Source organism: Flavobacterium shii (assembly GCF_025847235.1).
GTDB lineage: Bacteria > Bacteroidota > Bacteroidia > Flavobacteriales > Flavobacteriaceae > Flavobacterium > Flavobacterium shii.
This window is the reverse complement of sequence record NZ_JAOZEW010000001.1, coordinates 410776-433432: the sequence shown is the minus strand read 5'-3', so window position 1 is coordinate 433432 and position 22657 is coordinate 410776. Positions and strand designations below refer to the sequence as shown.

Annotated in this window: 20 protein-coding genes; 16 read left to right on the top strand and 4 right to left on the bottom strand. The window is 31.2% G+C overall.

Annotated features, from left to right (window positions below; genetic code table 11):
• Positions 1-50 precede the first annotated feature (50 nt).
• The 3 genes from OIU83_RS01840 to OIU83_RS01830 all read right to left on the bottom strand — a co-directional run bounded on the left by OIU83_RS01840 (position 51) and on the right by OIU83_RS01830 (position 7089).
• Positions 51-1661, bottom strand: coding sequence for a tetratricopeptide repeat protein (locus OIU83_RS01840; protein WP_264204575.1), 1611 nt, complete (start codon positions 1659-1661; stop codon positions 51-53).
• 224 nt (positions 1662-1885) lie between these two features.
• Entirely contained in the window at positions 1886-3142 is a 1257-nt protein-coding gene (locus tag OIU83_RS01835; protein ID WP_264204574.1) for a hypothetical protein, read from the bottom strand.
• Positions 3139-7089, bottom strand: coding sequence for a M23 family metallopeptidase (locus tag OIU83_RS01830; protein WP_264204573.1), 3951 nt, complete (start codon positions 7087-7089; stop codon positions 3139-3141). Before OIU83_RS01830 ends, OIU83_RS01835 begins: the two co-directional genes overlap by 4 nt.
• A gap of 508 nt (positions 7090-7597) precedes the next feature.
• Here OIU83_RS01830 and OIU83_RS01825 point away from each other — a divergent pair.
• From OIU83_RS01825 to OIU83_RS01775, 11 genes are all read left to right on the top strand, one after another.
• Positions 7598-9190 (top strand): hypothetical protein, encoded by a 1593-nt coding sequence (locus OIU83_RS01825; RefSeq protein WP_264204572.1) that lies wholly within the window; start codon positions 7598-7600, stop codon positions 9188-9190.
• Between the two features lie 236 nt (positions 9191-9426).
• Entirely contained in the window at positions 9427-9720 is a 294-nt protein-coding gene (locus tag OIU83_RS01820; RefSeq protein ID WP_264204571.1) for a hypothetical protein, read from the top strand.
• 201 nt (positions 9721-9921) lie between these two features.
• A complete protein-coding gene (locus OIU83_RS01815; RefSeq protein WP_264204570.1) occupies positions 9922-10113 on the top strand; it encodes a hypothetical protein in 192 nt (63 codons plus the stop codon).
• A 157-nt stretch (positions 10114-10270) separates the two neighbouring features.
• Positions 10271-12313: an autotransporter outer membrane beta-barrel domain-containing protein gene (locus OIU83_RS01810; RefSeq protein WP_264204569.1), complete on the top strand. Its 2043-nt coding sequence runs from the start codon at positions 10271-10273 to the stop codon at positions 12311-12313.
• Complete coding sequence (locus tag OIU83_RS01805) at positions 12313-13215, top strand: fibronectin type III domain-containing protein (protein ID WP_264204568.1); 903 nt, start codon at positions 12313-12315, stop codon at positions 13213-13215. The genes OIU83_RS01810 and OIU83_RS01805 overlap by 1 nt, the downstream gene beginning before the upstream one ends.
• A 647-nt stretch (positions 13216-13862) precedes the next feature.
• A complete protein-coding gene (locus tag OIU83_RS01800; RefSeq protein WP_264204567.1) occupies positions 13863-14057 on the top strand; it encodes a hypothetical protein in 195 nt (64 codons plus the stop codon).
• A 68-nt stretch (positions 14058-14125) separates the two neighbouring features.
• The gene (locus OIU83_RS01795; RefSeq protein WP_264204566.1) at positions 14126-14596 is read left to right on the top strand and encodes a hypothetical protein; all 471 of its coding nucleotides are present in this window, start codon (positions 14126-14128) and stop codon (positions 14594-14596) included.
• A gap of 18 nt (positions 14597-14614) precedes the next feature.
• Entirely contained in the window at positions 14615-15172 is a 558-nt protein-coding gene (locus OIU83_RS01790; RefSeq protein WP_264204565.1) for a DUF6046 domain-containing protein, read from the top strand.
• A complete protein-coding gene (locus tag OIU83_RS01785; RefSeq protein WP_264204564.1) occupies positions 15165-16466 on the top strand; it encodes a hypothetical protein in 1302 nt (433 codons plus the stop codon). The genes OIU83_RS01790 and OIU83_RS01785 overlap by 8 nt, the downstream gene beginning before the upstream one ends.
• A 9-nt stretch (positions 16467-16475) precedes the next feature.
• Positions 16476-17342: a hypothetical protein gene (locus OIU83_RS01780; RefSeq protein WP_264204563.1), complete on the top strand. Its 867-nt coding sequence runs from the start codon at positions 16476-16478 to the stop codon at positions 17340-17342.
• Positions 17343-17346: 4 nt separating this feature from the next.
• Positions 17347-17565 (top strand): hypothetical protein, encoded by a 219-nt coding sequence (locus OIU83_RS01775; protein WP_264204562.1) that lies wholly within the window; start codon positions 17347-17349, stop codon positions 17563-17565.
• A 148-nt stretch (positions 17566-17713) separates the two neighbouring features.
• Here OIU83_RS01775 and OIU83_RS01770 read toward each other — a convergent pair whose 3' ends face one another.
• Entirely contained in the window at positions 17714-18514 is an 801-nt protein-coding gene (locus tag OIU83_RS01770) for a S24/S26 family peptidase (RefSeq protein ID WP_264204561.1), read from the bottom strand.
• Between the two features lie 284 nt (positions 18515-18798).
• Between OIU83_RS01770 and OIU83_RS01765 the strand changes: the two genes are divergently transcribed.
• From OIU83_RS01765 to OIU83_RS01745, 5 genes are all read left to right on the top strand, one after another.
• Complete coding sequence (locus tag OIU83_RS01765; protein WP_264204560.1) at positions 18799-19374, top strand: hypothetical protein; 576 nt, start codon at positions 18799-18801, stop codon at positions 19372-19374.
• A gap of 113 nt (positions 19375-19487) precedes the next feature.
• Positions 19488-19667 (top strand): hypothetical protein, encoded by a 180-nt coding sequence (locus OIU83_RS01760; RefSeq protein WP_264204559.1) that lies wholly within the window; start codon positions 19488-19490, stop codon positions 19665-19667.
• Positions 19668-19961: 294 nt separating this feature from the next.
• Positions 19962-21293 (top strand): DUF2586 domain-containing protein, encoded by a 1332-nt coding sequence (locus OIU83_RS01755; protein WP_264204558.1) that lies wholly within the window; start codon positions 19962-19964, stop codon positions 21291-21293.
• Between the two features lie 141 nt (positions 21294-21434).
• Positions 21435-21860: a hypothetical protein gene (locus OIU83_RS01750; RefSeq protein WP_035684757.1), complete on the top strand. Its 426-nt coding sequence runs from the start codon at positions 21435-21437 to the stop codon at positions 21858-21860.
• Positions 21861-22276: 416 nt separating this feature from the next.
• The gene (locus OIU83_RS01745; protein ID WP_264204557.1) at positions 22277-22621 is read left to right on the top strand and encodes a hypothetical protein; all 345 of its coding nucleotides are present in this window, start codon (positions 22277-22279) and stop codon (positions 22619-22621) included.
• Positions 22622-22657 lie beyond the last annotated feature (36 nt).

The window sequence follows — 22657 nt, the reverse complement described above, 5'->3', positions numbered from 1 at the left end:
CCAAACTAAATCAGATCATTAGTTTGGTTTATTTAATTACATTAATTCGCTTAAAATGTATTGAGATAGGTCGAGAGATTTACTTTTTCATTGGTAATATCAAACTTTTTACGAAGTCTTGTTCGGGCATTTTCTATCGATTTAAACGATTGCCCCGTAATTTGAGATATTTCTTTTGTGGTTAAATCCAGATATAACAACGCACATAATCTGCGATCTTTGGGAGTAAGCGAAGGATGATCTGTTGTTAATTTATCAAAAAAAGATTTATGAACCTGCTCAAAACTTATTTCAAATTCTTTCCAGATATCTGTGTTCAAATTCTTTTCGAGACTTTTAAGAACGATATCAATCGCTTGCTGCATTTCTTTATTGACCGCTTTGAGTTTAATTTTTTTAAGATCGGTCAGGATTTCATTAATACTATCTGTACGATGTATTTCTGTCATTGCTTTTCCTATCAAAACCTTATTTTTAGCATCGAGGTTGTGCTTTAAGGTTTGCATCTTTGTTTTTAATTTTTCTTTTTCGAGTTGGTTTTTAATATTCCTGTTTCGGTATTTTATCAAAAAGATAATTAAAATCAATATCCCCACAACCAGTATCAAACCCACTACAAAATATTTGAATAATCTTTTTTGTTCTGTAAGTGTTTTTATTTGGCTACGAACTTTGTAGTCTTGCTCGAGCTTTATTTTTTCGAGGTTTACGGCTTTTTCTTCGACATGTATACTATCATTAATTGTATTGTATTTCTGAAAATAATAGACTGCATTTTTATAATCTTCTTTACTAATATATACCTGATACAAGATTTTGTTCAGGTTTAAAACCGAAAGACTATATTGGTTTTCTTTAGATAATTCTAATGCCTTTTTTGCATTTGTAATTACGGCATCATAATTTTTTTGTTTTAGTTCATAATCCGAAAAAGACTCATAAACAAAGGCTTGTATTAAAGGATTTACCGGTTCTTTGGCAAATAAAAAAGCCTGATCATAATAATAATCTGCATTTTTATAATCTTTTTTTAAAGCATAAACTCGTGCCAGATTTGTACACACATAAACCTTTAATGCATCATCTTTTATTGTTTTGTTTATTAAATGAGCCTTTTGATAGTAATATAAAGAAGAGTCTATGTTTTTGTTTAAATAAGCAGTACCTATATTGTTTAAGATTTTTACAAGCTTGGCAGGATCATTCTTAGATTGTTGATAACGGTATACATTTAAGAAATATTTTAATGCTTTTTCTTTGTCTTTTCCCTGCCCATAAATAATCGCAAGATTGTTTTCTATTTTTGAGACTTCTTCAAGGTTTCCGTTATTTTTGTAAATATCATAGGCTTTTAGATAATATTGTAAAGCAATATCTAATACCTCTTTTGATGAATACATTTTTCCCGCTGTAATGTAGACATCGGCTAAAATAGATTCCGGCACTTGTGTGTTTTTTGCTTCGACTTCCGCCAATTCGATGTACTTTATCGCCCTATCCCAATCAGAATTTTGTAATCTTAGTGCGATTTCGCGGCACAGTTCTGCTTTTTTCTGATGATTGTTAATGCTATTTAAATTATCAATCAACTCTTTTGTTGACTGAGAATGAACATTCAAAGAAAGAATAAGAAACAACAGGAAAAATAATCGTGACATCATATTTAAAAACGCTAAAGAAGGTTTTCAAATTTAAACAAAAGAAATAAGATTAGTATGACAAAATATATTGTATTCTTTTTGAAAGTAGTAGGGGTTTTTTATAGGAATAATTTAATATTTAAATGATTATGATTGGGTATTATATAGCGTTTGATCATTTATTTATAGCTCTTTAGATTGTATAAAAAAACCTGTAAAATAGTTTACAGGTTTTTTTATACAGATTATTTATTATTTTTATCGTATTCTCTTCTTGAGTCATAATCCTCAAATAAGACTTTTCCAAAATTTATTGGGGTAGCCATAATGCTAGGCGGCAACATTTCTGAATTATCTTTTCGTTCAAAATAATCCCTTTTAAATTTTTCTAAGGTGATTGACTTTGTTTTTATATCATATTTAAAAGTAATATTATCATTTTGAAGATCATCAAATTTATCACATGTACTCTGTTCTATAAAAAAATTATTATTTTCTGCGATTAACTTTTTAACCCCCATATTTGGACAATTATAAGTTGCAGTATAAATAAGGTTTTCGTTTTTTATAACAATATACCTATCCTGTTCTACATTTATCATTACATAAATAGGAGAATTCATTAAAGAAGAGCCATACTCTTCTAGTGGTTTGATTTTTTCTGGTTCAAAAATTAATATCAAATCTTCTTTACCATCGCTATTTAAATCGCATTTAACTTCTTTCTTTATCTTGTACGAAACTAATTCTGATTTTAAAGATTCTAAAGTTTTTAAATCTTTATTGTCTTTTGTCTTGACAAGACTAATAATTTTTTCTAAAGAAAAATATTCTTTTTTAATATTATTATCATATTTAATTTCTGGCTGAGTTGTTTTTCCATTAAAAAAAATAACTGGAAGAGATTTTTGATTTGTAGGAATTAAAATATTTCCATCTCTTTCGATACTATTAATAGTAGAAGAAAGTAATTTGTTATCTGAAATAAGTATTCCTGAGATATCCCACGGATAACCAAAAAAATAATTATTTGGTTTACTCTCATCAATTAAAATTGGTGTAAAATACAATAGTGGTTCTAATTTATTGTTTTTAATATCATAAAAAGCATAATCAATACCATCTTCCTCACCCGAAGCTCTAAATAGTTCCATTAAATTATCATTATCTAAATTAACGAAAAACTTATAATTAATACTTCCATGAAATTCATGTTGCAAGAATAATTTATAACCAGAAGTTATCCAATACTCAATATTTAAATCTTTTTTTGAATCATATACTGTACATATATAATCTTTTTTTGAATCGTTATCAAAATCAATCGTTTCAGTAGTAATACTATCACTATTATACTCTTTTGGAATTAGTGCTCTTATTTCATTATTTAATGATGCTTTTTCAGCTTTTATTAAATGAGAAATTGTCTGTATATTTTTGTTATCTTGATTTTTACAAGAAAATAGAATGACAGAAAAACATATAAATACTATTTTTTTCATTTTTGTGTGTTTTTATCTGGAGTTTTATTAAATGTTAGTTCAGTTATGATATTTGGATCAACTTTATTTCCGGTTCTAGTTTTTTTACTTTTAACTTCAAAATGTAGATGAGTTTGTTTAGCTGTTAGGCTTCTTGCATTTCCTGTTTGTCCAGTTTCTCCAATAGGATCTCCAGCTTTTATCGAATCTCCATCGCTAAATTTGACTGGCTGATTTAAATGTGCATAAAAGAAAAAATAAGTCTCACCATTATAAATTCCCTCAATTGTTACTGTATTTCCATATGTTCCCGATACGTATGGATCCCTTATTATACCATCAATACAAGCATATAGTTTAGTTTTTACCGGTGCATATAAATCTAATCCATCATGTTTTCCTCCGGTTCTACCATGCCAATCGCTTTTTTCGGGTGTCCATTGTGTTTCTGTATACCATCCTCTTAATTCCATAATATCAAGCGGATTATGCCATTTCAAATTGAGTTTCTTTTCACTATTCATTTTTATATTTACGCTTGCAATATTAGCTTTTTTATTTCCTTCTTTCAAGCTTTCAAAATATTTTACTGTAAGTTCTCTTTTCTGAATACCATTATCATCTTTATCCAAACCCGGATTTTGTTTATAGCTATCAGTTCCTTTTTTGTATAGTGTATCTGTACTTTCTTTGCCTACAAATTCTGGAGAAAATACCGCTACATAAATATCCTCTGGTACTCTAGGTAAGCGAGCAACTTTTTTAAAATATTTCTTAACCTTTTCAAGCTGATCGATATCGGTCATGTTAGCATATTCTAGTTTTAAAGTATGGAGTTTATCAAACCCTTTTCCGTTTTCAAATTCTCCCATTGCAACTAAAGCTACTTGAGTAAATTGTATTAATCCAATTGCTCTTGAGCCCATTTTACCAGTTTCTTTATTAATGTTTTCAAAATGCACTTTAGTCATTTCTCCTCTTGGAATAAGTGATTTATATCCTGACATTTGATTTGCTGCAAACGTACCTCTCGTTTCTCTGTACATTACTGCCATAAGTCCATTGGCCATTTCCATTGTATTTTTAGGCCATAAATCTTCACAAATTTCTATTACTTTTTCTCTAAATTCTTTGGTAACCTTAGAACCCCATGTTAGATTAGCCATTTTTTTCCCTTTACTTGCCTCTCCCACAATCATTACCAATACTTTATTGGCCAAATGTTTGGTAGAATAACCTTCAACACCGGCGTAATACTTTATTTTTGATCCTTCTTTAAGTTTTTTATTAAGGTTCATTAAAGTAAAACTGATCATTGCAACTCCCTCTGAACTTACTTTTGCTTTGTTATTAAAAGATGGTTCTTCTCCCACTTTATGGGCAGTTAACTCAATTTCTTCTCCTACCATATTTTGGGTTTTAGCTACTAAAGTTACAATTGCTCCTTTTTTACCAAACGGAACTTCATCTTCTTCTCTTACTCTACTTCCATCATATGTAAAATAAACGTCAAGAATTTTTTTATCTGTTGTAACAGACAAAATAGTATCTGATTTGTAATTAACTGGTACCTTAAATAGATATGGTTTACTATTTTGAATTCCTAATAGCTTAAATCCAATTTTAGCATTTTTTTCACTCTTAAATCCAATTGCTTTTTGAAAACTAACATCAAATTTTACTTCTTCAAAAATTTCCCCCTTTCCATTCGTTTTTGTATCAATGTAGTGGTTTGTTTTTGCATTGTTTAAATAAAAATAAACTCTAACCGTTTGGTTTTCATAGTGAGGTATTTGAGCCTGTATATAATTGCTTTCTCCAGAAAAACCCGAAGTTACTTTTTTACTTCCTCCACTCCATGCCCAATGCGCTTCGGTTATTTCTGGCTGTTTAACTTCAATTTTATAAATACATCCCGAGTTGGTACTTTTTTTACTATCACTATAAGCTTCTACTGTATAATTTCCTTCTTTTTGAGGAATATGCATTGTAAAGGAATTCCATTTATGAATGTATTTTTTTTGAGGACTATTCTTTTCGGTGAATAAAACATCATCGGGTCGTAGATATGGTTTATTATTAGAATCATAAACCATCCATCTTACATCTTCTTTTTCGTTATCGGTAGGAGGGTTTATTTTAAATTTTTTTGTTTCTAAAGTTATCTTCTTGTTTTGAATACCCAATAAAAAGATATTATTGCTTGACGTATTTTCGGCAAGACCAATGTTCGTAACTTCATTTTTAATTACCGAAGTTTTAAATTCCTGTGCTAATGCATATTGATCTTTACTAATTACTTTTATTTTATATTCGCCTAAATCTGGCATCGCCAATTTAATAATACCGGTCGAATCTAATTCTTGTTCTTCTGAAATTTTAGTTATTTTATTAGCCGTTATAGTTTCGACCTGAAAATATAATTTTACTGGATTTAATGTTTTTACTGCAGTATTATTTAGAGAGATTTTAAAGGGCTTCTCTTCGGCAAAAGATCTTATAAATTCAGCTTTAGCATTTGCAGGAGGTGTAATTAAAATTTGCTGCGCCACTATTTTTAGTTCTATGAAAGTAGCTGTGTCTAGATTTTTTTTCTGTTTTATTGTGTGATTTTTTCCATACGCATCGATTCTGTATTTTCCAGGCATATCGAAATTATAGCTAAATGATGTCCCTTCATTTTTAAAAATATTCTCTTTTTTAGTATCACTATTATAAACTACCCAATTGATATTTTCTTTTGGATTCCCTTTCTGATTTATAAAAGCTTCATCAACGAAAAATTCCAAGCTTTCACCTGCTATAAATGAAGTTTGTTTTGTGTTTTTAATTTTTACTGCACCTTTATTTACTCCACTTCCGTCAAGATTAGTTTCACTAACCTGCTTAAGGCGAACATAAATAGCTTCTTTTCCAATTTCTGCATATACTTTATCTGCACTTAAATTAGGATATATCTTCGTTCTGGTAATTATGGTAATAGTAGAAGGCAAATTATCAAGTCCTTCAACAACTTTTAGCAATAAAAATAGTTCATCGTATCGTTCAAAAAGATTTGCAACATTGATTGTATCATCATTTAATTGTTTTTTAATTAGTTCCCAACGGATCCTATTATTACTGGAAATTTCTCCTTTAAGTATATTATGATCTATTGATTCAATCATTCTTTTACGAACACTCTCCCAATCAAAATTTTGAGATGCTACAACCTGATTTACTTGTTGTAATGCAGCATACATTTCTGTAAACAATGTATCATTTGGTTTACCATAAAAATCCTGAGCTGTAGCTCCTCCCTCAAAAGCTTTAGAAATATTTTTCCAGTACTCTTTTTCTGTGATATTATTGGCAATACTAGCTGCTTCTATTTTCTTTTTAATTTTTTCTTTGAGAGCTTCTATAGTTGGTTCGCTACTATTTGTTTGTAGCATTTGGGGCACTGTTAGCGTTTGTTGTCCTGCCACATTTGCATAAGTTTGAGTTGTTATGCCATTGCCAAAATTCAACGTATTATTTTTTGCCTCTAATGTAAGAGAAGTAGTACTGTTTGATGCGTTAGAAGTCATTGTTGCTCTACCAGTTATATCAGCAACGCCTCCTCCGATTAGAGCATTTGAAGCTGATGTTGTTTCCGAAGAAATAGTACCCGTTAAACCATTATGATTTGATATTGTTCCCTCAGAACCCGAAGGAGTATTGCTTGTCGATGTTACTGTTTTATTATTTGTTTCAGTAATAGTATCGGTGGCGCCTCCTTCGGTTAAGGAACTATAATTATTTGTAACAGCGGTAGCTTTTTGATTTTTTTGCTCCTGCCATTCCTGCACTATATCTTTTTGCTGACTCATCTCTTTTGAAACTTTGGTCAACTCCTTTATGATTGCTTTAGTCAGTTCCTCTGAGCTTTTTATATCAGCACTATTTTGTATTGAAAGATTGAAATTATGAATTGCTTTTTTACTCATCGCTAGGTGTTTTTCTGAGTGTAAAAGTAGTATCGTAACTTGTGATTGTTCAATTTTAAATTACTTGAATTCAGTAGTTTCAGTAGGTTCTGTTTTTGCTGAAACTACTGAAAACACTAGACTTTTTTTACTCTTTTTTGTATTCTTCTATACTACTTTTACATCCTCAAAAATGAAATAGTGGCACTGTCTTTTGCACAATAGCAATTTGCAATCCCACCTGCTATTTTTAGAAAAAACGATCACACATTATATATTAATCATATTAAAAACAATAGCTGATTATGGATTATTTATTATCGAAAGGCATGAAGAAAATGCCTAAAATACCAGACAAGATTAATTTTCATTTTTTTGATCAAACATTCAGAGAAAGGGCATCAATTAGAGGATTTAATCTTACTCTAAATTGACAATTATAAAATGAAAGAGATATTACTATTGCTCAATACTCAAAAACGGTTGAATTTATTAAAAACTATAACTAAATAATTTAAAAGAAAAAAATATGGCTTTACAAACATTAAATACTATAAAAAACTGGTTTAGAACGGGTTTAAAACCTACGCAAACTCAATTTTGGGATACATGGGATTCTTTCCGACATAAATACGAGAAAATTCCTGTTGCAGACATAGAAGGCATAAATGAATTATTACAAACAAAAACAGAAAACGAAGTGTTTGAAAATCATTTAAATGATTCAAATGCTCATGCTGGATTAATTAAAGGTAAACTCGACAAAGGAGATTACAGCGGAACCGCTAAAGATTTGAATGACCGAATCGAAGCAATTGGTAGTCCTGATACATTATTAGAGTCTGCAAAACCAACGCGTGTTGGAGCAGTAATAAAGTTTCCTGCCATGAAGTATGTGGCAAGAATTAATCAAGCGATTGTTATAAATACTTTAGAATATTCGGATGCTATAGAGGTTGCAACAGCTAATTATCATAGAATTGATTTGATTGAATTACGTGCAGATGGAACTTTAAAAAAAATAATGGGTGATGAAAGCCTAACCGCTGCTATTAAACCGAATCGTTCTAGTAATGCAGTTGAAGTTTCGACTATTAATGTTTTCGGGAATACTATTTATAACCCGAGTGATCCATTTGATCCAACTGATTTTTTACCTAAAGGGGGCTACAATGGTACTGGTCAAGATTTGGCTAATACTATTCCGGATTTAAATGCGCCAAATTTGAAGTTAGGAGGTTATCCAAATACTCGTAATGATGGACAATTGCCAACTAATAAAATACTAAGTACAGATGAAAATGGAAATTTAAAAATGTATACTATCGCTATTGCACCAGCTCCTTATTTGGATGAATTAATTACAGAGAGTCATTTGCCAGATAATACAGGGAATTTAATTTTAAAAGGTTCATTTTTCACTCCAACAATGACTGTTGAAATTCAGGGGCAAACAGTAAATTATATGCGATTTAAAAGTGATAATGAAGTACACGTAAATGTAACTACTGGAAGTGCAGAAGGAAGTTTTAGTGTTACGTTGGATAATGGAATTTCAAGGACATTTAATAATGTCTTGTTGATCGTATTGGGAACGGTGTATCAACCAATTGATAATAACTGGATAAGTCAGACGAGTGTAAATGTTTCTAAATTAGGAATATTGGAACTTAATTTATTTGGAGTGGACTGTTCGGCAATTTTGGATAAAAATAAAATTCCAATAAAAGCAAATCAGAATTTTAGATTACAAACGAAATATGCAGGAAGCCCATTGGGAACAAAATATAATCCATCATCAGCAACAATAGAGTTGTACAGATCAAGTGATTCGATAAAAGTTTTTACAATAACAATGACTAATCATTACGGAAATGGGTATTCAGATATTCGCATTGTTCATGATCTTTCGGGAGAAACTAAACTTTGGGATTTTTCATCTACTTATTCTACACTTTTTGAAAATGTCTTTAGATTTAAAAGAGTTGATAACATTATAAGTTATGGAATTGGAGAAGGAACAATAGGCCGTTTTACAGCTACTGAAAACTCAGAAATGTATGCTAAATTTATTACCTCAAGATTTGATTTTGTAGACATAAAATATATAGAAACAACATAAAATTATGGAAGCCTAAAAAGTAATAGGCTATTATTTAGAAAAATATAAAACACTTGGTAATACTCTAACCGATATTAATTTGATTGCTTACCTTTTTTATATGCCAAAGAACCTGACTATAATATAAAAGGCTAAAAAGTTTCGAAATCATATTTTGATCAGTCACACCGCAAAGCTGTTAGTATTGAATATTTCAATATTTACGAAGATTATATCTATAATGGGGGACTTATAAGATGTATTTACTGGAGTGTGTAAAGCCATTAATTATTTTGACTGGTCCGGAAAAATTGCCTATACAAAAAAATACAACCTTATTATTTTGCTTTGCAACCTATTTTTTAGGTGACGGAATCGAAACAATAGCAGGTTTTTCAAGCCAAAAACAAAGAAAAATTTTAAAAGAAGAACGTTATGCAGCTGATGAATGGCTGGACTCTCAAAATCCAAATTTATGCAATTTACTTTACACTAAGTATGAAGTTCTTTATCAAGATTATTTACGTACAGGTTTAAAGACGATCTTTTAAATGCATTTGAAGAGGAAATAGATTCGCTAATTTTAAACGCTTTCGTTAATCAGGTATTTGGCACGGAACCAATGACGGCGAAAGAATTAATTATTATGAATTTACAATAATATCAAAGAAGACTTTTAGTGTTTATTTCTTTTGTTTTAACATCAGTCTTTTCCCTTTCTTACTTATAAAATCATCAAAAAAATAATTAATATGAATAAATCTAAAATTACGGTAATCATAAGTCTTTTAATTGTTTTAACAGGCTTAATAGACACCAAATTCGATCTTTTGCAAGATGCAGGATTATCATTGGTAACCATTAACAGAATCAAATTAATTGGTCTGTTTTTATCCGCGGCTTTACCAAGTATTACTTCTTTGTTTTCGACAGAAGAACAGTAAAAAACCTAACAAAAAGCAAGAGAAACAGCTTTCTAACATTCAAAAAAAACTTTCTTTCCATTTTAACTTGACGAATCTAAGACTATCAGAAGAAAGAAATTCATTATTACCCAAGACTTAAAAGGGTCGATATTTTAAAAATTTAAAAGAAAAAAACATGGCAATACAAACATTAAATACTATAAAAAACTGGTTTAAAACCGGTTTAAAACCAACACAAACTCAATTTTGGGACACTTGGGATTCCTTCCGACATAAATACGAAAAAGTTCCTGCAAAAGACGTTGACGGGCTTGACGAATTACTTTTATCTAAAGCAGAAAAAATAATTTTAGACGAACATTTAGCTGATAAAAAAGCACATGCTCCACAAATAAACACAGATTGGAATAGTGAGTCTGGCTTTAGTAAATTATTAAACAAACCCGTGTTTAAAACAATCAATGGGGAAGAGATATTAGGTAATGGAGATATAACTATTATAGAAGGCGGAGCTCAAACTTTTGATGAAACTTTAGCTAACGGAAATACATCAAATAAAGAAATAATTTTTGAATCTAATGGCGGAGATACAACCACGTTCAATAATATGGGCGTACTTCTTAGAGGAAATAATGGTTCAAACTCGTCTTTAAGTGGACTTGGTTTTACGACAGTAGGAACTGATGGGTTTGTTGAGATTGAAAATAAAGGTCAAATAAGGGTTTCTCATTTTGGAGGAAGCACTCTACAATTGCAAAACAATGAAATAAGACATACTACTATTGATGGTAATTCGAGTTTTTTACAATTTGATAATTCAGAAAAAGGACATTTTACTCAAACAATACAGCCAAAAACGGGAACCATTGCCTTGCTAAGTGATATTCCGGATGGAGCATCAAATTTACAACAAGTTTTAGAACAAGGAGCATCAGCTATAGATTATGATATTGAGATAGATAATGGTAATTTCATATGTAATTCTACAACGTACAATAAATTTGTTAACATAAATGGGGATCAGGGAGCTATAACACTGGGGCAGTTATCACCATTTTTAGGAGCCAAAATAAGCTCTGATTTGGTCACAGCCTCGTATACAGTTCAGTTACCTAATTTACCATTAAATACTGATCCAACACTCCCTGTGTCTGTTAACGGAAATGTTGCAGATTCCAACGGAAATATTACTATTCCATTTGGAGAAACACAAGGTTTACAAAGTGTTCTGCAGAATGGAAGTATTGGGATAATTCCCGATCTAGTTTTGATGGGACATACAGCAACGGATAACTCTACCTACTCAACAATTAATTTCAGAGCAGGAGGAGAGTCTTCAACTGGTATAGGTATGTTTTCGAACGGTGTTCTTGATATTGGGGTTATGAGATTTAATCTTAATTCGCAAAACGGAGGTGGTTTTATAACATCAGGAATGGCAAGTCAAAACGTACCTTTTAGAATTGGGTCGCAATCTACTGGTATCATAATTGGAGGAGGTACTGGAGGAATTATACTTGAAGGTCAAGGAGGAGGAATTTCGATGAATTCTAATTTTGTAAAAATAAATAGTAAAAATATAGTTAGATCAATCAATGGTATAGAGGCAGATAATGATGGAATATTGATTTTACCGGCAGGAAGTTCGCAAAATTTAGAACTAACACTTATTAATGGAGGAGAAGCTTTTCTTACTGTAGGAAATAATGAAACCGATATTATTATGACAGCAGATAACACTGCATCAACAATAGTTTTATCAAGTTCAGATGGAACAAATACAGGAACTCTAACAATAGAAAATGGTAAATTTTCTCTAAGAAACAAAGAAGAAGGATTTGAACAAAACTATTTAAAATTCAAGCCTTCAGCAAATCTATCAGGAATTGTTAATATTCTTATTCCAGCTCCTTCAATAAGTGGAGATTATGAATTGGCTTTAAAAGACAAACAAATAACTGTTTTAGGAAGTACGACAATAAAAGATTCTTGGAATGGTCAGACTATTTTGTTTACAGGAAGTGGAACAATTACTGTTCCCGAAAACTTACCTGAAGAATTTTCTTTTAATGCCATTACTATGCCAACAGTAACAATAGATTGGACAATAACATCTCCTTTTGTTTGGATGTTTGGAACTCCAAGTATTACTCCTGAGAAGACATATTTTAACTTCACCCGAGTAGGAAATACTAACCAGATAATTTTAAGTGTGTAATGAGTATTAAAAAATATGTATTTGGAAAGTCAAAAATAAGAGTAAATACATTTATAGGAGGTGTAAGTGCAAGAGTCGATTCCGCCAATGCATTGGCTGGATTATTAGGAGTTGGAGTTGAAAGAATAAAACTCTTTAGGATTATTGGTTCAGACATCGAGTGCGCTGTTATTGGAGGCAGCTATAGATTTAGTTCATATGCTTTTTCTGGAGATTCAAATTTAACTCACTATATTGATGAAGATGGGCTTATTGATGGTTTAGTAATCAATAATACTCCTATTGGAGATAATCCAAATTTAACTAGAATTAAAATGCAAGGAATAAGAGCAATAACAGCGGGATATTCATTTAGACATACTCCAACGCTAGAGCTACATTTTCCTAAATTAGAAATGCTGGGGATTTATGTTTTTCATGGAAGAACAAATATTACATACTTGTACATTCCTCTATGTATAACTATCGGGAATTCTGTAAGTGTTACTTCAGAAGTTATGCAATTTTTGCCAGTAGGATCAAAAGTTTATGTACATCCATCTATGGCTACTATAAATTCAGGTTTGCCACATGCTGAATTAGCTTCATTGATATCTAAGGGAGTCTATGTAGCATACGTAGACAATCTAATAAAACCAAGTAGTGTAACAGATTTGACTATATTAGAGATCAGTAGAGAATATATACAAATACATTTCACAGCTCCATATAGTAAAAATGATTTAGACTTTTACGAGGTTCATATTAACGGAATCTATCATCAGCAATTATCTTATGACAACTATGTTTATAATTTAAAACCTAACACCAAATATAACATAAAGATCATTGCAGTTGATGTTTTATACAATAAATCAACTAATAATAATTCGATAAATTTTAAAACAGCAGATATATTATAAATAACTCTAAAAGAGCTGATTTTATCATATTTCCAAGATTTCAATTTAATTCATAATTTCCCAACAAATAATGGCACAAATACTTCTGTAACATAAGAGAAAGTAAATGGTTGTGAGATTTATAATAAATTTAACATCATATATTATTAGTTTTTGAAAGTAGTCCCTTCAAAAACCTTATTTTCTCGCAAAACAGATGCCTTTTGTTGGTAAGAATCAATAAAATCAATTAGTTTATTTTCACCAACAACGTTGTAAAATATTACTTCATTATTTTCTAAAGATAAAAGTAAAAAAATCTATGAAAGTAGCAATAAAAACATCCTGGATTGTTAGGGAAACACAAATTCCCTAATAATCTCAGGTGTTTTTACCATATAGTAAACCACTACTAAAAAAAAATCACTCAACCCTATAAAATAACTAATTACATGTACTGATATTCAACTGAAACTACTGAAACCACCCTTTCAATTATTCGTTTTCCACCCACTTCTGCCGTATTTTTACATACTCTAATAACCAATATTAGAATGTCAAAAAGGTAAAACAATTCTCTTTCTTTTCAGGTTTTTTTACTGAATAGAGACCTCATCAGCGTGCCATACTTTCAACAATCATATTAACAATTAAACATTAAACCAATCATGGATTTTATACAAAAAGACTTAGGAGAAATACCTAAAACACCAGATATGAGTAATTTCAAAAATCCTTTAGGACAATCGTCTGAAGGGAGCATTTTTATAGAGAGTTTTAATATTACACCTTTAAGTGTGTCCGAAAAAAATGAAAGCCTGACTGAAGCCATAAAAAGAGAAAGTAGAGACAGTAATATTTAAAAACCATAAGCCTTTTATTGTCAATTCCAGATAATAACAAAAAAATAAAATCTCTAAAATCATAAAAAATGCTAGACGAAACAGCCATACAGAAACTAAAAGAAAAATACGGTACAGTGTTAAAACTTACCTCAGATGACCAATTAACAACTACTTATTGCAAAAAACCATCGTTCACTACATTTTTTAATTATCAAAATAAGTACAAGGATAATCCACATGAAGCTATTTTATTTTTATTTAAAGAATGTATCCTGGATAAAGAAAATTATGATGACGAATTCATGCTTTCGGCAGGAAATTCTATTGTAGCCATGATTAAAAAAGATAGTGAATTTGCAATAGATTTGACACCACAAAAGGATGAATTCAAGAAATCGGCTGCTCTTATTCGAAATGCTTTTCACGTAGATCCGTATCAATTAGCAATGGATGAGTTTTACAAATTACTAGAAGAAGCGCTTTGGCTGCAAAAACATACTGAGACAAGAATGGAAAACACACTCATTACGGCTTTTGCTAAAACATTTTCAAACTAAAAATAAAAATAAATCATTATGAAATTCAATTTTAATGTAAACGAAATTTTAGATGCCAAAGACATCGAATATACAGGTCTTAACTATAATGAATCAGAATCGAAAGATTTTATTATAGATAAAACCGGAGGCGAATTTAATCTAAGAGTCTTTGCTCCTTTGGTTTTTGAACCTCTGGTAAAAAACGATCTTAATTTACCCAGTTTACGAATAGATGCTGTTACTGTAAATCTAAATCGTTCTAAAGTCATTAAGAAAGAGGGAATCGAAGGAAGAGATTCAACGATAAAAGAACATATTACAAATGGTGATTTTAGTATTTCCATAGAAGGATTAATTGCCAATGAAACCGGAGATGAATACCCAAAAGAAAAACTTTTCCTATTGAAACAATTTCTAAATGCGCCTTACGCTCTAAGAGTAACACATGCTATTTTGAACCGATTTGGAATCTACGAATTAGTAATCGACTCCTACTCGATCCCATCAATTTCGGGAACAAAAAACATTCAAAAATTTACGGCAAGTGCCACATCAGACGAAACTGTAGAACTAATAATTAGAGACAATGCTTAAACTAAATGCTAAAATTAGAGTTTACGAAACGGTAAAGCTTATCCCCACTCCCAAGTTTTATGAATTTACCTATGTAAAAAATGTAGACATCAGCAGTTCGTACAAATCGCTTACAGATACGGCAACTATCGTAATGCCTCAAAAAGTATATACAGATACAAAAGGATTTGATCAAAATTTGTTTAAAAATGCAAATGGCGAAGAAAAAACGATACACGATTTTTTTAAACTAGAAAATTTCATCGAAATATTTTTAGGCTATGACGACGATTACAAACCCGCATTTAGAGGTTATATTACAGGAGTACAATCAGATACAAATGCTACAATAACCTGCGAAGATGCGATGTATGCGTTTAAAAAAGTAAAAGCCGTAAAAGATGATAATGTTCAGGACAAAAATGATATTCTGAATGTTGTATCAACTAACCCAACCACAAATGTCGAAGGCTTTAATCCTAAAACTTTCTTTGAAAAAAGAATTAAAGAACTGAATTTACCTTTTAAAGTAAATGCTCTCGATGAGGAATTGGGTAATGTAATCATCAATAGAAATCAAAGTTTAGCCCAAGTTTTCGAAATGCTAAAAGACAAAGGAATCTATACCTATTTTAAAACCGAAAACCTGGCTCCTGTTCTTACCATTACCAATAATCCGCAACAACATACCGCCAGTGAATTAGGAGGCTTTATAGACAGAAATTTTATTAAAAGTCCTTTAGCAGGAGCGCTCGTAAAAAAGTTAATAAATCAGGGACTTAGTCTTTTAAGTTCTCAATTAAATAAAGCCACCCAATCGGTTTCTGGTGGTTTTTCGGGGAAAGTACGTTTTAGATTTCGTTATAATATTATCGAAGACAAATTAATCGTCGTAAATGAATCTACCAAAAATACCCGTACAAGAGTCGAAAAATACTTTAAAAATTCAAATACTCCAATTTATATTGAATTAGGTGATCCAAATGGGCAATTAATAAAAACCCACGTTTTGCACGATGATAAAGATGATTTACCAAAAGATCCTACAGCCTTTAAAAAAGCAACGACAGAAGTTGCCTCAAAATTGTATCAATATGCTGCTTTAAGAGCAATGGAATCTAAACCAAGCGGATTCGAAGGTTCTTTTCTCACTTTCGGTGAGCCGTTTGTACGACCTACAGACAAAGTAATTCTTGAAAATGCAAAGGATAAAGAAAAAAATGGAACCTTTCAGGTAGAGAAAGTAGAACGAAGTTATGGTGAAAATGGCTATAGACAGAGGATTTACATTGGTAGAAGAGTAGGAACAATATAAAGATACAAGATGGGAAATATAACAGATCTAATAAAAGATGTCGCCAGTAAAAATCAAATTATTGAAACTTTTGCGGCAAAAGTCATCGAAATAAATAAGGAAACAGAATCATTTCACAATCCTGAAGACGCTTATACAGTAAACATTATGCGTGCCGATGGTGCCATACTTAAAAATGTACGATTGAAAGCTTCAATCCTTGATGTAGAACAAGGAATTATTACGATTCCTAAAAAAGACAGTTGGGTTTTGGCCACCATTATAGACGGTGTAGAAACGCGTGCGTTTGTTTCGCAGTTCTCAGAAATCGAACGCACTTTTATTCGCTTCAAAAACGATGAGAACCATTATCTGGAATTGACTACTGAAGTAGATAAATTTCAAATGTTATTCAAAGAAAAAGAGACCAGTGAAAGCGGTACCTCGTCGACTGCAAAACCTACCTATAAAAATATTGCTCAATTAGAGTTTAGTGCTAAAAAAGATGCAAATATTACCACTGTTTTTTACGATGAAAATGGTAAAGAAATTTCTAAAAATAGCTTTAATATTAATGAACAGAAAATTAGCATTAATGAAGGTAAAACAATCTTTAATTTAAAAGATAAAGAAGCCAAATTAACCATCAAAGACGGTTTCGAAGCTATAATTTCTGATGTCAAAACTTCATTTGTAAAAGGCAATCTAACTTTTGAAATGGATGATAGATTTAAAATTGATGTGGGTGGGAAAAATTTGTTGACTGAATTAAACGGATTGATTGATGAAATAGTCAAAATTACCGTTCCTACCCCAGTTGGTCCATCCGGTCCTCCAATCAATTCAACTCAACTTACAGGAATAAAAAAAAAGTTAGCAGAACTATTAAAAAAATAAAATTATGGCTTTAGACATATTAAATTTAAAAAAGGATATAAAAGATCTTTTAACAGAAGAGAGGAAAAAAGAAGATGATGGCGCTTCGTCTATAGATAACATTGCGAGTCAATTAGCAGCTGCAATTGAAAAATTCGTAAAATCAGGAACAGTAACAACTACAGTAACAACTACTGGTTCTGCATCTGCACAAACCGGAACAGGAACCGGAAAGATCACGTAATAATTATAAATTAATTATGTCATGGATTGAAAGTCTAGATTTAGTGCCAAAAGACACAACAGAACTCTTGATTCGTATATTATAAAAATACCTCTTACGGTTTTACTGTAAGAGGTGTTTTTTTATTCTAAAATATCAATTTTAAATATTAGTTCAGCTTTTTTCTCAAAGTCTCTTCCATCTCATAGAATTTACTTTCGAGATCATGAATCTTTTCATAAATATTAATAGGATCGGGCATTTGTTTAGAAGCATACATACTCGCGTACCAAACCTCGAGAATATCTTCGGCATAAATAGAATACATTGGGTAATTTCCGTCTCTGTTATCCGATTTCAGGATTAATTTTCCGCTTTCTCTAATTCGGTTTAAAACCCTTTTTACAACCACTCCATCATTCTTACTGATAATAACATAAATCCTTCCGTCTAATATATCATCAAAATTATCGACATATTTTCCAAAAAGATAATCGCCGTCATGAATCGTAGTCGACATCGAGTTCCCTTTTATTTCAAAACATCTATAAGTTCCGTTTTTTAGCATTGGCATACTGAATGAAGGAAGGTTTTCCATATATTCAGGATCAGAATAACCGTCCAGATATCCCGCACGTGCTTTTACTCCAACAAAATTTATGTTTTCTTCTCCGTCTTCATTTACCGTTATAATCTTTGGTAAATTTAAACCAACTTCATTATTTGTTTTATTAACAAAAATCACATCACTTTCTCCAAAGAAATATTCAGGATTTACATTACAATGTGTTATTATACTTTGAAGTAAATCAAAACCAGGCTTTGTTCTTTTTCGTTGTCCATCAGATTGCAATCTTCCTATAGTGATACTATCTATTGTAGTGCTGGTTACACCTATTAATTTGGCAAATGAGTTATTGTTTAACTTCATCTCATCTATAATACGTTTTATTTTAGTATGTATTTCCATGTTGTAATCGCATTTGTTGTTTTGTGTAATATGTTTTGTTGTCTGCAAGATATTCCACTATATGTTGCAAAGCTAAATAATATATAGTGATTAATAGCATTCTTATGTGTGTTTTTTATATAAGTGCTGATTTTAAAGGTATTTACGGTATTTTTGTTCTTGTATTACTCTAATGTGTGGTCAAGAAAATAAATCATATTGCTGAAATTACTGCTTTTTATGTGGTGATATGTTGGATGTTTTAAAACATATGTTGTATATTTGTCAAACAAACAATCCATCATATGATTTTAAAAGAATTTTATAACGAGAAAAAAATCGCAATCGAAAAAGAGTTCATTTCTAATGCGCCAGCAGTACATCTTTACAGTGATGCTGTTTTTAAAACTGCTATAACAGCACCTATAGTAATGTTTAAATACGACACTATTTCTTGGGAGACATCCTCTGAAAAAAACTACAAAGCAGATGTGTCATTTTGCCTTTACGTTGTACTGCCAGTTGGAACAATTTCTTCTACAAGCTATGAAGATGCATTCGAAATTGCGCATCGTATAGACAAGGCTATATTATCTAGTAGTAATAGCAATGCTTTTATAGATACCAATTCAACCTTTAAGATAAAAGAAAAGCAATGTAATAATCAAGAAGTTTATTGGGATAAGAACGATTACTTCATTTGGGAGATAACCTATAAAACCACATTAATAGAAAATATCTTAAAGAAGAAATATATCCTTTTCAATAATGGATTAAGTAATGAAGCATTAGAAGAACTGGGATATAACTTAACTACTGGAATAATAGGAATAAATCCAAATCAGGTTAAGGGAGATATTGATTTAAAAACGACTACTTAATTTGAACGGTCTACGAATTTAACAGATGATATCCACAAATAATTAAATGGCATAAAATTACAAGAGCATACAAATCTAAATAATAATTAACCCATACTATTTAAACCAAAAAAATGAAGAGAAGCAGAACACTATTAGACAAAAGGAGAGATTTTGTGATCAACTACCTAAATAGAAATCAAGCTAAACAAATGAAAGTTGTTGTATCTGAACTTTCAGATACTTTGTTCCTGACAGAACGCACCATTTATACTATTATAAATGAAGGACTCACTACAGAGGCCAGAGCTTAAACCACTGAAACTACTGGCTTTGATAATCGAAAAAATTGGAAAAAGCAATATTGTGCCTTAAATTTGTACTCGCTAGCAAAAGCAAATTTATCTCTTGGCCAAGAGCAAAATCCAATTAAAAGACCAGTTTTTACGAACCGTCCAAAAAGGGTTATCTTATTTTTTGGATTCTAAATTACAAATACCATTATTAAATAAATAATTGATAATTACGAGTTTAACAACTTGTTACAGCCATTTTTTTGCCTTTTTTTAACAAAACCAAATTTTTAAACATTTAAAACAATTTATATTATGAGTACATTAAACGATGTAGTGATTAACAAACTATCAGGCGGATTAGGAAGAAGAAATCCGGAGCAGGACATGGTTTCAGGGTTACTTTTTGATGGAGTTGCAACTACAAAATTAACATTAGACAAAATTGAGCGTTTGGTCTCATTAGAAGATGCAGAAGCATTAGGGATTACTGCTGATTATGATGTAAATGGACAATCGGCTTATTATCAAATCCAACAATTTTTCAGAATGAATCCTTCTGGAGATTTGTACATTATGGCAACTACAGGGAGTTCATATGAGGCTATAGTCGATAAAGCCATGGAAATGCAAGAGCTGGCAAATGGTAATATTCGCCAAATGGCTGTAATTTTTAGTGGAAAAGCTGGATTCACAGCCACAGAAGCCGCAGTTAGTAAAGCACAAACGCAAGCAGAACTTGGCTATAAAGACTATATGCCTTTTGAAGTAATTTTAGAAGGAAAAGGATTTGATGCTGATACAGCTCCTGGTTTAGCTGAATTAAATGCAGAAAATGTATCAGTAGTAGTGGCTATGGATGTTGAAAAAGCATTTGAGCAAAAATTATTTCAAAAAGGTGCTACAACGGCAGACGATAAACTTTATACGCTAGCTACTAATGAGAAATTAGTTGCAGTAGAAGGTTCCTTAAATGTTTATAATGTGAGTACAGATGATGGTCTTAAAAAAGAAAATGGAGCAGTTCTTGAGTTCATTTTCAAAGATTCATACAAAAACACAGCAGCAGTAGGATTGGTATTAGGTACTGTATCTAAAGCAAAAGTATCTGAAAACATTGCCTGGATTGAAAAATTCAATCTTACTGGTGAAGGTTTCTCAAAAGCAGGTTTTATAGGTGGACAAGAAATTAAAACTCTTGGGACTTTAAGTACGCTAAACGAAAAAAGATACATTTTTGCAAGAACACACACTGGTTTACCAGGTGTTTATTTTAACGACAGCCATACCTGTTCTCTAGGTACATCAGACTTTGCTTATGTCGAAAACAATCGTACTATCAATAAAGCAACTCGTTTATTGCGTACCGCTTTATTACCAAAATTGGCCTCTCCGGTTTTAGTAGATATCGATGGTAAATTACCTCAATCTGTTTCAAAAAGCTTTGAAGGATTATGCAGAAGCGCTTTAGAAGGAATGGTTGCCAATCAGGAAGTTTCTGATTTTGATGTATATGTAGATCCAAAACAAAATATTTTGGCAACATCAGAATTAAAAGTGAAAGCAGAAATTACTCCAATTGGAACTGCTCGTAAAATTATGGTCGATTTAGGATTTAAAAATCCATTCGGAATCGAAAAAGCATAATTTATTGAATATCTTATAATTCAACAAAACATAAAAATTCACCAATAATATTGTCATCATTCATTTGTTACAGAAACAAATAAACAAAAGGCGATAGTTCCTGAACGTTATCAGGATTATAAAAAACAAACAAAGCTACATATGAATAAATTACCATTAATTAACGGACAACAACACAGCTGGTCATCAATTGAAGTAAGCATTGCAGGTAATATCGTTACAGGAATTACAGCTGTAAACTATAGCGATTCAGTATCTAAAGAAAACCATTACGGAGCTGGAGATATGCCAGTGCACAGAGGTAGAGGGAAATATGAAGCAAAAGCTTCTATCACTTTATACAACTACGAAGTAGAAGCTATTTTAGCCGCTTTACCAAAAGGACAAAGGTTGCAGGATATTAACCCTTTTAGCATCATTGTAAGCTACCTTGATGATAGTAATGAAGTAATTACACACACGGTAAGAAACTGCGAATTTAACTCAAACAGCAGAGGAATTAGCCAGGGAGATACTAAAATTGCGGTATCTTTTGACTTGATCTGTTCTCACGTTGAATGGAATTAATCATCCCGATAAATTCCTAAAATTATAATGCCCTTTTCCCTGTCTTAAAACCGACTAAAAAGAGAAACCCAATATTAAAATGCGTTACGCAAAAAAGGAGTTCAAAAGAACATGATTTTTGTATGCAAACTATACTACTTGCTCTTTATTAGTCCGTTTTAAACAGGTAACCTACTTCAAGAGGCTGCCTAGAGATTATTCAACTTCAAAACAATAACTCAGGCAGTCTCTTTTTTTAAATCTGCATAAATAATCCAATTTCTATAAAAGATAGAAAAACGTCAATCGGTTAGAATAACTGAGAAGACATTTATACTTGTGTCTGGCTGCATTATGTATTGCGATTGCAGTTGAATAACAGCAAAAGACACCACTAAATAAGACATCAATTTACCCTATCATAAAAACATTTCAAAATGGAAACAGAAAACTCAAAAAACATCGACGTTCTCGACGGAAATATTACTCAGGCACAATTAAACCAATGGAAATACAAACATAAAAAAGTAGTTAAACTCACCATTGCAGATGACGACGAAACGACCTTGTTTGCTTATTTCAAAAAACCGGATATCGCTATTCGTTCAGCTGTATTACAAGCTTCAAAGATGGACGAATTTAAAGCCCTTGAAGTATTATTCAAAAACTGTTATCTAGGCGGAGATGCCAAAATTGAACAAGAGGACGATTTACGCCTCAATATTACTACAGCATTTTCAGATCATATCCAGCCGAAACCTGTTAAAGTCGAAATACTATAGCAAACACCTTTTTGCCTACCCATAAAAAAACTATCC